13 protein-coding genes are annotated in these 12,755 nt (G+C 71.9%); 8 read left to right on the plus strand and 5 right to left on the minus strand.

Annotated elements, in window-relative coordinates; all coding sequences use genetic code 11:
* Positions 1-35 precede the first annotated feature (35 nt).
* From rph to H1226_RS23340, 4 genes are all read left to right on the plus strand, one after another.
* Positions 36-791: a ribonuclease PH gene (gene rph, locus H1226_RS23325; protein ID WP_258342625.1), complete on the plus strand. Its 756-nt coding sequence runs from the start codon at positions 36-38 to the stop codon at positions 789-791.
* Positions 788-1,396, plus strand: coding sequence for an RdgB/HAM1 family non-canonical purine NTP pyrophosphatase (gene rdgB, locus H1226_RS23330; RefSeq protein ID WP_258342627.1), 609 nt, complete (start codon positions 788-790; stop codon positions 1,394-1,396). The genes rph and rdgB overlap by 4 nt, the downstream gene beginning before the upstream one ends.
* Before the next feature lie 736 nt (positions 1,397-2,132).
* Positions 2,133-2,282 (plus strand): hypothetical protein, encoded by a 150-nt coding sequence (locus H1226_RS23335; protein ID WP_258342629.1) that lies wholly within the window; start codon positions 2,133-2,135, stop codon positions 2,280-2,282.
* A 187-nt stretch (positions 2,283-2,469) separates the two neighbouring features.
* Positions 2,470-3,225 (plus strand): sulfite exporter TauE/SafE family protein, encoded by a 756-nt coding sequence (locus H1226_RS23340; protein WP_258342631.1) that lies wholly within the window; start codon positions 2,470-2,472, stop codon positions 3,223-3,225.
* 273 nt (positions 3,226-3,498) lie between these two features.
* Here the strand turns inward: H1226_RS23340 and bcp are convergent, their stop codons facing one another.
* Together bcp and H1226_RS23350 are read right to left on the minus strand one after the other, a co-directional pair.
* Positions 3,499-3,972: a thioredoxin-dependent thiol peroxidase gene (gene bcp / locus H1226_RS23345; RefSeq protein WP_224959039.1), complete on the minus strand. Its 474-nt coding sequence runs from the start codon at positions 3,970-3,972 to the stop codon at positions 3,499-3,501.
* 98 nt (positions 3,973-4,070) lie between these two features.
* Positions 4,071-4,268, minus strand: coding sequence for a hypothetical protein (locus H1226_RS23350; protein ID WP_224959038.1), 198 nt, complete (start codon positions 4,266-4,268; stop codon positions 4,071-4,073).
* 155 nt (positions 4,269-4,423) lie between these two features.
* Here H1226_RS23350 and H1226_RS23355 point away from each other — a divergent pair, with 155 nt between their 5' ends.
* The 3 genes from H1226_RS23355 to H1226_RS23365 all read left to right on the plus strand — a co-directional run bounded on the left by H1226_RS23355 (position 4,424) and on the right by H1226_RS23365 (position 7,533).
* Positions 4,424-6,157, plus strand: coding sequence for a pyruvate dehydrogenase (locus tag H1226_RS23355; RefSeq protein WP_258342634.1), 1,734 nt, complete (start codon positions 4,424-4,426; stop codon positions 6,155-6,157).
* Between the two features lie 335 nt (positions 6,158-6,492).
* Positions 6,493-7,341 carry a helix-turn-helix domain-containing protein gene (locus H1226_RS23360; protein ID WP_258342635.1) on the plus strand — a complete coding sequence of 283 codons (849 nt, stop codon included), beginning with the start codon at positions 6,493-6,495 and terminating at the stop codon, positions 7,339-7,341.
* A complete protein-coding gene (locus tag H1226_RS23365) occupies positions 7,342-7,533 on the plus strand; it encodes a DUF397 domain-containing protein (protein ID WP_258342636.1) in 192 nt (63 codons plus the stop codon).
* Between the two features lie 204 nt (positions 7,534-7,737).
* Here the strand turns inward: H1226_RS23365 and H1226_RS23370 are convergent, their stop codons facing one another.
* From H1226_RS23370 to H1226_RS23380, 3 genes are read right to left on the minus strand one after another with little or no spacing between them, the layout of a single operon-like run.
* Positions 7,738-9,252, minus strand: a complete 1,515-nt coding sequence (locus H1226_RS23370; protein ID WP_258342637.1) for a PH domain-containing protein — start codon at positions 9,250-9,252, stop codon at positions 7,738-7,740.
* Entirely contained in the window at positions 9,249-9,764 is a 516-nt protein-coding gene (locus H1226_RS23375) for a PH domain-containing protein (RefSeq protein ID WP_224968052.1), read from the minus strand. Before H1226_RS23375 ends, H1226_RS23370 begins: the two co-directional genes overlap by 4 nt.
* Positions 9,765-9,808: 44 nt before the next feature.
* A complete protein-coding gene (locus tag H1226_RS23380; protein WP_258342639.1) occupies positions 9,809-11,302 on the minus strand; it encodes an ArnT family glycosyltransferase in 1,494 nt (497 codons plus the stop codon).
* Positions 11,303-11,486: 184 nt separating this feature from the next.
* Between H1226_RS23380 and H1226_RS23385 the strand changes: the two genes are divergently transcribed.
* On the plus strand, positions 11,487-12,734 hold the full coding sequence (locus H1226_RS23385) for a sensor histidine kinase (RefSeq protein ID WP_258342640.1): 1,248 nt from the start codon (positions 11,487-11,489) through the stop codon (positions 12,732-12,734).
* Positions 12,735-12,755 lie beyond the last annotated feature (21 nt).

Here is a 12,755-nt window from a genome sequence, read left to right on the forward strand (position 1 = left end):
AGAACGGGCGCGGCACGGGCAGTTAGGGTGGGCGCGTGGCGAGAGCGGATGGGCGGAGCGACGACCAGCTCCGGGACGTGCGAATCACCCGCGGATACCAGGACTGGCCCGCCGGTTCGGTCCTGGTCGAGTTCGGGAAGACCCGCGTGCTGTGCGCGGCGAGCGTGCAGGACGGGGTGCCGCGCTGGCGCACCGGTTCCGGCCTCGGCTGGGTGACCGCCGAGTACGCGATGCTGCCGTCGGCGACGAACACCCGCGGGGTGCGCGAATCGGTGAAGGGCCGCATCGGCGGCCGCACCCACGAGATCAGCAGGCTCATCGGCCGTTCGCTGCGCGCCTGCATCGACCTGGCGGCGCTGGGCGAGAACACGATCGCGCTGGACTGCGACGTGATCCAGGCCGACGGCGGCACCCGCACGGCGGCGATCACCGGCGCGTACGTGGCGCTCGCGGACGCCGTCACCTGGCTGAGCTCGGCGGGCCGGTTGTCCGATCCGAAGCCGCTGTCCTGCTCGATCTCCGCGGTGAGCGTCGGCGTGGTGGACGGCCGGGTGCGGCTGGACCTGCCGTACGAGGAGGACTCGCGCGCCGAGGTGGACATGAACGTGGTCGCCACCGACCACGGCACCCTCGTCGAGGTGCAGGGCACCGGGGAGGGCGCCACCTTCCCCCGGTCCACTTTGGACACGATGGTGGACTTCGCGCTGAACGGCTGCGCCGAGCTGTCCCGCAAGCAGGCCGAGGCGCTGGCCGCGCCGTACCCCGGCGAACTCCCCGGCGGTGCCCGGTGACGCGGCTGCTGCTGGCCACCCGCAACGCGAAGAAGCTCGTGGAGCTGCGGCGCATCCTCGAAGCCGAAGGCGTCACCGGCGTCGAGGTCGTCGGCCTGGACGCGGTGCCCGAGTTCCCGGAAGCCCCCGAGACCGGGGCCACGTTCGAGGAGAACGCGCTCGCGAAGGCCGCCGACGCGGCCCGCGCGACCGGTCTCCCCGCCGTCGCCGACGACTCCGGGCTCGCCGTGGACGCGCTCAACGGCATGCCCGGGGTGCTGTCCGCCCGCTGGTCCGGCGCGCACGGCGACGACCAGGCGAACCTGGACCTGCTGCTCGGCCAGATCGGGGACGTGCCGGACGAGCGGCGCGGGGCGGCGTTCGTCTCGGCCGCCGCGCTGGTGCTGCCGGACGGCACCGAGACCGTGGTGCGCGGCGAGTGGCCGGGAACCGTGGTGCGTGCCGAACGCGGCACCAACGGGTTCGGCTACGACCCGATCTTCGTGCCCGAGGGCGAGACGCGGACCGCGGCGGAGCTGTCCGCCGCGGAGAAGGATGCGGACTCGCACCGGGGGCGGGCGCTGCGGCTGCTGCTGCCCACGCTGCGGGAGCTGGCGGGTCGGTAGTCGTAGGCGGCGGTTCCCGCGGAACCGGCTGAAAGTCGGGCTCATCATCGGGAAGCTCCGCCGCACCTGGCGCGGCCCCGCCGCAGGACGCCTCGGGTCCGGCGCTGCGCGGCCCCATCGATGTCACCGGATCCGTTCGCGACGATCGGGTCTGCTGATCGGGTCTGCTGATCGAGACCGCCTGATCGGGATCGCCTGATCGGTGTCGGCGCGGACCGCGCTGAGGCGCCGCCGCGCAGCCTCGGCGATCCGCCCCGGACTCCGTCGGTCGCCCCCACTTCTCAACATTCGGCGCGGTTCCGGACCGGTGGGCAGCGCGCGCATGGCGGACCCCTAGCCGGGTTTCACGCGGATGGCGGACCCGATCGGCGAGTTCGCGGACCCGAGGCGGCGGGGTGGCTCAGCCCGGAGGCCACCGATCGGCGCAAGCGGAGCGGTGACCGGGCGCGATGCCGCCCGAACGCCGGGTGTGCGCCGCACCACCCGCGCGGGGTGTTCCCCGGACGCCGCGTAACGACCGGCCACGATCCGGCGAAGTGTCGAGTGGGTCCGCGAATCGGGGCGGGCTCCGCAACTTCTCGCCATCGGGCGGACATCGCCGCGCGGCGCGGTGCAGGGATGCACCGAGCGCCGGCCCTTCGCTCTCCGGACCCCGCGACGCGGCGGCCGTCCGGAGCCTCCGCACCGATCGGCGTCCCGGTTTCCGCCGCGCAGTTCCCGCTGAAGGAGAACCTCGATGAAGCCGTTGCTCGTGTGCGTGTCCGTCGGTGTCACCTCCGCCGCCGTCACCTTCAGCGTCCTCGCCGCGTTGCACGCCGCGAACTCGCTCGCCGCGCCGCCGCACCGGGCCCGCCACCCCCGAACCCGCCGACATCGAACCCGCTGACGCCGAACCCGCTGACGCCGGCCGGCCGGAGCCGGTGCGCGTGCCCGTTCCCGCGCGCTGAACCGACCGGCGCATTCCGGTCATCACGTCCGGCGACACCCCGCGGAACGTTCGCCAGGCGGAATGCCGCTGTGACGACGGTCGCCCCAGATCCCGGTCCGGCGGTGTTGGCGGTTAGGTTCCGCTGGTGTTCAGCGAATGGATCGAACCGGTGCTGCTGCTCGTCGTCGGATTCCTGTCCGGGGCGATCAACGCCGTAGCGGGCGGCGGATCGCTGCTGGTGTTCCCGGCGCTGCTGGCCACCGGCATGCCACCGCTCGTCGCGAACGTGACGAACTCGGTGGTGCAAGGCCCCGGCTTCGTCGGCGCCGCCGTCGGGCAGCGCGACGACCTCACGGGTGCGCCGCGGCGACTGCTGTGGACGTCGATCGCCGCGGCCGTCGGCTCCGCCATCGGGTGCGTGCTGCTCATGGTGCTGCCCGGCGAGGTGTTCGACGCCGTGGTGCCCGTGCTGATCGGGCTGTCCGCGGTGCTCATGGCGTTCCAGAACACGATCAAGCGCTGGTTCGGCCGGAGCGAGGGTGGCGCGGAACGCCTCGGCTGGCTGTCGTTCGGGCTCTTCCTCGCCTCCATCTACGGCGGCTACTTCGGCGGGGCGCGCAGCGTCATCCTCATCGCGATCCTCATGTTCGCGGTCAACGACACGATGCGGCGGCTCAACGCGCTGAAGAACTGGCTCGGGCTCATCGGCAGCGCCGTCACGCTGGTCGTGTACTCGCTGATCGCGCCGGTCGACTGGGCGGCGGTGCTGCTCGTCGCACCCACGACGGTGCTCGGCGGCTACCTCGGGGGCAAGATCGCCCAGCGGATCCCGGCGACGCTGCTGCGCTACCTGGTGGTCGTCATCGCGGCCGGAGTCGCCCTCTACATGGCCTTCGACTGACCCGGGGTGAACGGACCGTTCGACCAACCGGATGGGACGAACGGTCCGTTCACTCCATCCGCGGGTCGCCGAGCCGGCCGCCTCTTCCCGGGGTGAACGGACCCTTCGACCAACCAGACCTGACCAACAGTCCGTTCACCACCCCAAACCGATCCGGGGTGAACGGACCGTTCGACCAACCAGATGGGACGAACGGTCCGTTCACCCATCGGCGGTGGACGTGCGGCAGGGGCGGTTCCGAGCCGGAACCGCCCCTCCCGGTGGTGCGGGTCGTCAGACGCCGAGGTCCTTGCGGAGCCGGTCGACGTGGCCCGTGGCCTTGACGTTGTAGAGCGCCTTGTTGATCTTGCCGTCGGGGTCGACGACGAAGGTCGAGCGGATCACGCCCTGCACGACCTTGCCGTAGTTCTTCTTCTCCCCGAACGCGCCCCACGCGGTCATCACCGACTTGTCCACATCGGACAGCAACGGGAAGGTGAGGCCCTCGGCGTCGCGGAACTTCGCCAGCTTCTCCGGCTTGTCCGGCGAGATGCCGACCACGTCGAACCCGGCGTCGTCGAGCACCGCCAAGCTGTCCCGGAAGTCGCACGCTTCCTTGGTGCAGCCGGGCGTGCTGGCCGCCGGGTAGAAGTAGACCACCAGGGAGCGGCCCCGGTAGTCGGCGAGCGCCACGGTCTTGCCGTCGGCGTCCGGCAGGGAGAATTCGGGTGCGGCGTCACCCGGTGCGAGTCGCTGCTGTTCGCTCATGCCTCGACGCTAGTCCACGCCGAACGCCCCGCTCGCCTGGGCGGCCACCGACCGCCCAGGCCACCGCGGGCGAGATCACCTCGGGCGGAACCCTCGACTCAGGGCAGTTGCGGCGCGGTCTCCGACACCGTCTGCGAGACGGTGTTCACCGACACCGCCTCCTCCTGATCATCAGCGGCGATGAACCCACCGAAGAACAGCCCGGCCAGAGCCGAAGCGGTCACGGACAGCGCGCAAACGGTGTAAAGGCGCAGGCTCACCGTTTTCCCTTTCCTGCAGGAGTTTTCGAGGAACACGTCGACATCGACTACCAAGTGATCGCCGGTCGGGGTGGAGACGTTACCGGGTTCCCCCGAACGGGGGGTGAACGCGGCGCTACCTCCTGGAGTTGCGGGGCTGCACCGCCCCGCGTAGACGGGAGACACCAGCACCCCACCTATCGGGAGAGCTCATGCCGACCGTGGCCGACCAGTTCATCGAAGTGCTCGTGCAAGCAGGCGTGCGACGGATCTACGGGATCGTCGGCGACAGCCTCAACCCGGTGGTGGACGCGGTTCGGCGCACCGACGGCATCGAATGGGTGCACGTGCGGCACGAGGAGGCGGCGGCGTTCGCCGCCAGCGCCGAGGCTCAGCTGACCGGGCGGCTCGCGGTGTGCGCGGGCAGTTGCGGGCCGGGGAACCTGCACCTGATCAACGGGCTGTACGACGCGCACCGCAGCGGCGCCCCGGTGCTCGCCCTGGCCTCGCACATCCCGTCGGAGCAGATCGGCACCGGCTTCTTCCAGGAGACGCATCCGGAGGAGTTGTTCAACGAGTGCAGCCACTTCTGCGAGCTGCTCTCCCAGCCGGAGCAGATGCCGCGGCTGCTGCGCAGCGCCATGCAGACCGCGGCGGGGCGGCGCGGTGTTTCGGTGCTGGTGCTGCCGGGGGACGTCGCGCACAAGTCGGCGGCGCGGCCGACGGGCACCGGCGCGGTCGATTCGGAGCCGCCGACGGTGGTGCCCTCCCCGACGCAGGTCGACCAGCTCGCCGAATCGCTGAACTCGGCGGAGCGGGTGATGTTGTTCTGCGGTGCCGGGACCCGTGGCGCGCACCAGGACGTGATGCAGCTGGCGAGCACCTTGCAGGCCCCGGTGGGCCACGCGCTGCGCGGCAAGGAGTGGATCCAGTACGACAACCCGTACGACGTGGGCATGAGCGGGCTGCTCGGCTACGGCGCCTGCCAGCAGGCGATGCAGAAGGCGGACCGGGTGGTGCTGCTGGGCACCGACTTCCCGTACGACAACTTCCTGCCGCAGGCCAACACGGTGCAGGTGGACATCGACCCGACGCACCTGGGCAGGCGCACCGTGCTCGACCTGGCGGTGCACGGCGACGTGCGCGAGACGATCCGCGCGGTGCTGCCGAAGCTGCGGCAGAAGACGGACCGCTCGTTCCTGGACCGGATGCTGCGCGAGCACGCCGACCAGCTGGAACAGGTCGTCGACTCGTACACCACGAACGTCGGCAACCAGGTGCCGATCCACCCGGAGTACGTGGCCGACGCGCTGGACGACCTGGCGGCCGAGGACGCGGTGTTCACCGTGGACACCGGGATGTGCAACGTGTGGGCGGCGCGCTACGTGACGCCGAACGCGCACCGCCGGGTGCTGGGTTCGTTCGTGCACGGGTCGATGGCGAACGCGTTGCCGCAGGCCATCGGCGCCCAGCTCGTCGACCGGCGCAGGCAGGTGATCGCGATGGCCGGCGACGGCGGGTTGTCCATGCTGATGGGCGAGCTGCTGACGCTGCGGACGCTCCAGCTGCCGGTGAAGGTGGTCGTGTTCAACAACTCCTCGCTGGGCATGGTGAAGCTGGAGATGCTGGTGGACGGGCTGCCGGACTTCGGCACCGACCACGATTCGATCGACTACGCCGGGATCGCCGCCGCGGCGGGCATTCACTCGGTGCGGGTGGAGCGGCCCGGTGAGGTGCGGGAGGCGCTGGAGGGGACGTTGGCCCGGCCGGGGCCGGCGCTCATCGACGTGGTGACCGACCCGAACGCGCTGTCGATCCCGCCGAAGATCACCGGAACGCAGGTGAAGGGCTTCGCGCTGGCGGTGAGCCGCACCGTGCTCTCCGGCGGGGTGGGGAAGATGGTGCAGCTGGCGCGGAGCAACCTGCGCAACATCCCCCGCCCCTGAGCACGCGTCACTCGTCCCGGGAGGGACCAGCCGGGTTTCCGGGAAATCGGTCGCTCTGCGTGAGTTTTCCCGCGTCGCGGCGGGATCGAGAGGCGCGGCGCGGCGAGCCGGTTGCCGCCGCATCCGCCCGGGGCGGCGCCGCGGTCCCGATCCTCGGACCAGCACACCGAGGTCGGGACCAGCTCCGCAGCGGGGAAAAGCACGCTCCGCCAGGTGTTCCGTCCGGTCCCGCACCGCCGCCCCCGGACTCGGTTCGTGCCGCCGGCGCCGGGAAAAGGATGTCGGTTGGGTGACGCGATGGTGACGCTCGGTTCGCAGGGTGGACACTGATCGCCATGACAGTGAGTCCCACGGTGCGCCGCCGCCGCCTCGCCGCGGAGCTGCGCAGGCTCCGAGGACTGGCGGAGGTCACCCAGCAGCAGGCGGCCACCCACCTCGGTTGCACCCAGGCGAAGATAGGCAGATTCGAGACGGCGAAGCGTTCTCCGTCAATCGGCGACGTTAGCGCGTTGCTGGACTTCTACGCCGTCAACGGTGCCGAACGCGAACAGTTGATCAACCTGGCTCGGGACGCCCGGAAGCGCGGCTGGTGGCATTCCTACAGCGATGTGCTTCCCGAGTGGTACGAGACCTACGTCGGGCTGGAGGCCGAGGCCTCGTCCATGCACACCTGGGAGTCGGAAGCGATCCCCGGCCTGCTCCAGACCGCCGAGTACGCGTACGCCATCACCAAGTCCACCTTGATCCGCGCGGACGAGCCGGAGATCAGCCGCCGCGTGGAGCTCCGGATGCAGCGCCAGGACCGGATCACCGGATCGCAGCCCCTGGACCTGTGGGCGGTGATCGGCGAGACGGCGCTGCGCCGCGGCGTCGGCGGTTCGGCGGTATTGCGCCGCCAATTGGAGCACTTGCTCGCTTTGGCGGAACTCCCGAACGTGACGTTGCAGGTCATGCCGTTGGACGCGGGCGCGCATCCGGCGCAGGCAGGGCCATTCGTCATCCTCCGCTACTCCAATCACGTGGATCCGGCTGTCGTCTATCTGGAAACCCACGTGGGAGGACTTTATCTCGAACGGGATAACGAGCTGTCCAAATACGTGACGATGATGGACCATCTACGCGCACACGCGATCGACCCGGAAGGGTCCATTCAAGTGATTCACGAGCGCATAGGAGAGCTGTAGATGGAATACCTCACGGGTTGGCGGACCAGCACCCGGAGCACGCACCAAGGACAATGCGTGGAGGTCGGCTTCGGTGCCGCGCGCATCGGCGTGCGTGACACGAAGGACCGGCCGGGTGGCTACTTCGTCGTCGATCCCGCGCGGTGGGCGGACTTCCTCGGAGGTCTCAAGCGCGGCACTTTCGACCGCTGACCCTCGCACCACCGCGTCCGGTGACCGCGCCGTCCCGGACGTGAGAACGAACCGAAGAACCGAGCGGGTCGCCGGATCCGCGCCCGCTCGGCTCCGATTCTCGAAGTCGGATTAATCCGACCGTCGATCGCCCCGTTTCCGCAGACCGAGGCGCCTTCCTGCTATTCCTTCGATCGCTGCGAAACGCATCTCACCCGAACGGCCCTACTCCTCACGGGTATTAATCGGTGGCGCGGGTTCGAGGAATGGGGTGAGCAGGCCCGGTACCGCCGCTTCGGCCAGCAGCAGGCCGTTCCCCGCGCGCACGTCGGGGATCGTGCACCGGCCGGACCCGGCCGCCGTGGTGGCCACGACGTCCAGCAGCCCGGAGCGGCGCTGGAACACCGACTGCTCGAAGCGCCAGCCGATGATCCCGTCCCGGCGCAGCGCGACGGTCCGGCGCAGCCCGGTGCCGCGCCTGCCCACCAGGTAGGCGCCGTGCAGCCGGTGTCCGAGGTTGCGGTAGGCGTCGACGCCGAACGCGATCGCGAGCAACGCCACCGAGGGCACCACGGCCGCCGCCGGGGCGAGGGGGATCCAGCCGAGCACCGCCGCCACCACCGCGGCCGCGGCGAACGGCAGCGCCACCAGCAGCCCCCACGTGATCCGCCGCCGCAGCGCGGCCCGCGGGTGCGCGGTGAAGCCGTCAGCGGGGAAGTTCTCCTCCCGCAGCACCTCGGCGGCGACCCGGCGGGCTTCAGCGCGCGGCGCGGGCGGCAGCAAGGTCTTCGCATCCGGTTGCTTCCCGCCCTCGGCGTCGCTGAGCCCGGTGGCGATCGCGTTGGTGCGGGCCCCGCCGACCCAGCGCAGCAGCAGCGGCTCGGCGAGCTCCACCCCGCGCAACCGGCTCTCCTCCAGGGAGATCGACCGCTGGGTGAGCAGCCCGCGGCGCACCCGGAGCGTCCCGGTGCTTTCGCGGGTGAGCCTGAACCCCCACCACAGCTCCACCGACAGCAGCAGCGAGCCGAGCACCCCGACCAGCACGACCGCCACCACGGGGGCGCCGATGGCCAGCCAGAGCGGGACCGCCCGGATCTCCTCCCCGACGAGCCGGTACACCCCGGACTTCGCCAGCAGTTCGGAGAACGAGCCGAACGCCGAGGCGATCGCGCCCCACACGGCGAGGATCAACGACATCGTGGCGCCGGAGTACAGCAGCCACACCGGACGCAGCCGGGCCAGCTCCCCGTCCCGCGGCCCGTCCGGCGCGTCGTCCGCGGCACCGTCCGCAGTGGACTCCCGGAGCAGCAGCGCCGCCCGGATCCGCTCCGCGTCGGACCGGGCCAGCGCGTCCAGCTTCAGCTCGCCGTCGCCCTGCGCGCCGGTGCCGATCTTCACCACGGACAACCCGAGCACCCGGTGCATCGGGTCGGCGGTGAGGTCGACGCTGCGGATGCGGTCCCGCGGTAGCGAGCGGTGGCTGCGGGACAGCACGCCCTTGCGCAGTTCCACCCGTTCCTCGCCGATCCGGTAGGAGCCGAACCACCAGTCCAGCCCGGTGGTCACCGCCAGCAGCGCCGCGCAGGCGGCCCAGATCCCCGCCATGGCGGCGACTCCGGCCGGTTTCGTCCCGGCCACGAGCATCACCGCGGCGGTGGGCACCAGCGGCAGCAGCGCCAGGAGCACCGGCACCAGCACGACCCGGCCGTCGAGCCGCCGCCAGCCCGCCGGCCCGCTCACGTCGCGTCCCCGGGCGCCGCCTGGGTGGTGGCGGTGAGCCGCTCGACGAGTTCGGCGGCGACCCGGTGGTCCAGCCCGTCGATGCGCAGCGGCCCGGCGGCCGATGCGGTGGTGACGGTGACGCTGGCGAGCCCGAACGCGCGTTGCAGCGGGCCGCGCACCGTGTCCACGGTCTGGATCCGGGACATCGGGGCCACGCGCCACTCCTGGCGCAACCAGCCGGCCGCGGTGTACACGGCGTCGTCGGTGTTCTCCCAGCGGTGCACCCGGTAGCGCCACTGCGGCATCACGACCAGGTAGGGGATGCCGAGCACGGCCACGACGGCGAGTCCGAGCAGCAGCCAGGGGCGGGCGGGGGCGATCAGCGCGGCGAGCACGGCGAGCACCACGGCCGGTGGGACGACGAGGATCGCGGCTTGGGCGGACCACCAGCCGACGGCTCGGCGCTCCACCCGGTGCCGGGGTGGCCGCAGGCGCACCTGCGCTGCGGGTTGTCTGTCTTCTGTGGACACGTCGTGGTCTCCGATTCGGTGGTGCGGCCCCGGTCGCGGCGGGCCTACTTCAAGCTCCGGACCTGTTCCCACAGCTGCGGCCACGGCTCCAGGCGGTCGGTGAGCAGCCACAGCGGGGTGCCGCCGCCGTCGATGCGGCGCACCGCCGCGAAGTGCGGCCGCCACGGTTCCGGGTCCTCGCCGACGAACAGCACGTCCCGCGCACCGTCGTCCGGCGTCCCGAAGTAGCCGTAGCCGCGATGCGCGCTGTGCGCCGGTGGCAGCCCGTACTCGTGGGTGTGCGCGTCGAGCATCGCAGCAAGGATGTAGCTCTCCCCCACCACCGCCGTGTGCTCCCGCTGCTGCGCGGGCAGCTGCCGGTACGCGGTGGCGACCTCTCCGGCCAGGGCCCGGTCCGCGGGCACCCCGAACGCGGTGGCCAGCATCGAGGACATCACCACGACGGCGCCCGCGGCGAGCACCGCCAGCGCACCGGCCGGCCACGCGAGCCACGCGGCGCCGCGCCGCCCGGCCGCGGCCCGCGCTTCCCGCCTGCGTTGGAAGGCGACCGCGCCGGCCGCGAGCAGCACGCCGTACATGCCGACGACGTAGTAGGGCCGCCCGCTGGTGGCGATGTAGAAGGCGTACTGCGCGAGGGCGGCGGCCGCGATGAACCGGTAGGGGCGGAACTCGGCGGCGGTGAGCATCCGCGCCACGCCGTAGAGGCAGAGCGGGACGCCGAGAACTCCCATGTACAGCACCATCGAAAGGGCCGCGCCGCTCCGGCCGCCGCTGAGGATCGGCGTCTCCGCCTGGACCACTTCGCTCATCGCCAGCTGCGGCCACCCGTGCGCCGCCTGCCAGATCAACGTCGGTGCCGCGATGACCAGTGCGATCCCGATGCACCCCCAGAACATCGGGCGGCGCAGCAGGTCCCGCGGACCGAACACCAGCAGGCAGAGCAGCAGCGCCGCGCAGAGCACCGCGACGTGCACCTTCACCTGCATCGTGACCCCGATGACGCCGCCGAGGCCGAGCAGCAGCCGATCGTCGGCCCGCCCTTCCGCGTGCTGCCGGCACCAGCGCACCATCAACAGGCACAGCAGCATCCACAGCGGCGCTTCCAGCGTGTACGGGGTGATCCAGTGCGCGACCAGCGAGGTCCACAGCCCCGTCGCGAACCCCAGCCCCGCGAGCACCTGGCTGCGCCGGTCACCGCCGAACTCCCGCGCCAGCGACCCGGCGAGCAGCACGCCGCCTGCCGAGATCAGCACGGCGGGCAGGCGCAGCACGATCATGGAGCCGGGCGCGAGCCAGCCCATCGCACCGGCCAGCAGCGGCGCGAGCGGCGGCTGGTCGACGTAGCCCCAGTCCGGGTGGTACCGGCCCGCGGCCAGCATGTACACCTCGTCGATCCAGTACCCGCCGAACGCCCCCGCCACGAGGTGGACCACCGCGAACGCGGCCGCGACGAGCAGCAGCGGACGGCGGGCGAACGCGGGCGGCCCCGCAGTGGTGGACGGTGGCCGCGCCGCGGTGGCGCGCACTTCGGTATGCATGGTCTCCCCCAGGAGGATTCGCGATCGAGGACCATTCCACTCCACCCGGGGCACCCGGCGCGACGGATTTCGGTCGGTTCTCGCTGTGACGGAAGTCGTGCGCTGGTGCGACTTTCGTAGGTTCGCGGCCGACGGCGGTGTGGATTTCGGCGGTTCGCCCCGGTTCCGCGGCTACGGTGTGGCTGTGCAACGCCCGCTGTGGCGACACCTCTGGGACACCCCGCGCGATGCGGTGTTCGACGTGGTGCTGGTCGCCGTCCTGTTCCCGCTCGGCCCGATACTGGCCGTGTTCTTCCCGCCGGACGTGCCGCCGCAGGACTTCCGGTGGCTCGGCGGGGAATGGGTCGCGCAGGCGGTGCTGAACCTGTTCACGCTGGGCCTGCTGGTGCGGCGCCGCTACCCGGTGGTGCTGCTGGCAGTCGCGCTGGTGATGATGCTGGTGCACCTCGTCGCGGTGAGCACGGGGACCGGGGCGCTGTTCTCGATCAACCAGCACTCCGATCCGTGGATGCCCGGGGAACTGCCGTTCCTCACCTACGCGTTCGCCGCGTTCGAGACGCGGGCCCGGTGGCGCGCCGCCGGCTGGGTGCTGGTCGCCGCGGTGGTGTTCACGGCGCTGCGGCCGTGGACGAACCCGGACGGCGAGACGTTGAACAACGCGGTCTGGGTGACGGCGTTCCCGGCGCTGCTCGGACTGTGGACCGGCGCGCGGCGGCGGCTGGTGGCGGCGCTGCGGGACCGGGCGGAGCGAGCCGAACGCGAGCAGCACCTGCTGGCCGAGCAGGTGCGCACCGAGGAGCGGGCGAAGCTGGCCTCGGAGATGCACGACGTGGTCACGCACCGGGTGAGCCTGATGGTGCTGCAGGCGGGCGCGTTGGGGGTGACCGCGCAGGACGCGGCGACCCGGCGGGCCGCCGAGGAGCTGCGGGCCGGCGGCTGCCAGGCGCTGGACGAGCTGCGGGACTTCCTCGGCGTGCTGCGCTCCGGCGAGCAGCGGCCTGACGTGGTCGCCGAGTCGGCGCTGCCCGACCTGTCCGAGCTGGTCGCCGAGTCGGAGTCGGTGGGCGTCCCGGTGCGGCTCACCGAGCTCGGCGAGTCGACCGCGGTGTCCCCGGCGGTGGGCAGGACCGCCTACCGCGTGGTGCAGGAGGCGCTGACGAACGTGCACAAGCACGCGCCGGGCAGCGAGGTGCTGGTGCACGTGGAGTACGACGCGGACCGGGTGCGGCTGGCGGTGCGCAACACGCGCCCCGATCCCGCGGGCGGGGGCGAGCTCGCGGCCAGCGGTTCCGGGGCCGGGTTGCTGGGCCTGCGGCAGCGGGTGGAGCTGGTCGGCGGGACCTTCCGGTCCGGTCGAACCGGGGACGGGGGGTTCGAGGTCGGTGCCATACTCCCCGGGTACGTGCCCACGGCCGAAGCCGGATCGGGCTAGGCCCGCGGTGAACGGGGTTTC

Source organism: Saccharopolyspora gregorii (genome assembly GCF_024734405.1).
GTDB classification, from domain to species: Bacteria; Actinomycetota; Actinomycetes; order Mycobacteriales; family Pseudonocardiaceae; genus Saccharopolyspora_C; species Saccharopolyspora_C gregorii.

Coding starts and splice junctions, on each gene's coding strand:
- H1226_RS23335 (WP_258342629.1), top strand. CDS start 2,133: ATGAAGCCGTTGCTCGTGTGCGTGTCCGTCGGTGTCACCTCCGCCGCC.
- bcp (WP_224959039.1), bottom strand. CDS start 3,972: ATGAGCGAACAGCAGCGACTCGCACCGGGTGACGCCGCACCCGAATTC.
- H1226_RS23355 (WP_258342634.1), top strand. CDS start 4,424: ATGCCGACCGTGGCCGACCAGTTCATCGAAGTGCTCGTGCAAGCAGGC.
- H1226_RS23360 (WP_258342635.1), top strand. CDS start 6,493: ATGACAGTGAGTCCCACGGTGCGCCGCCGCCGCCTCGCCGCGGAGCTG.
- H1226_RS23365 (WP_258342636.1), top strand. CDS start 7,342: ATGGAATACCTCACGGGTTGGCGGACCAGCACCCGGAGCACGCACCAA.
- H1226_RS23380 (WP_258342639.1), bottom strand. CDS start 11,302: ATGCATACCGAAGTGCGCGCCACCGCGGCGCGGCCACCGTCCACCACT.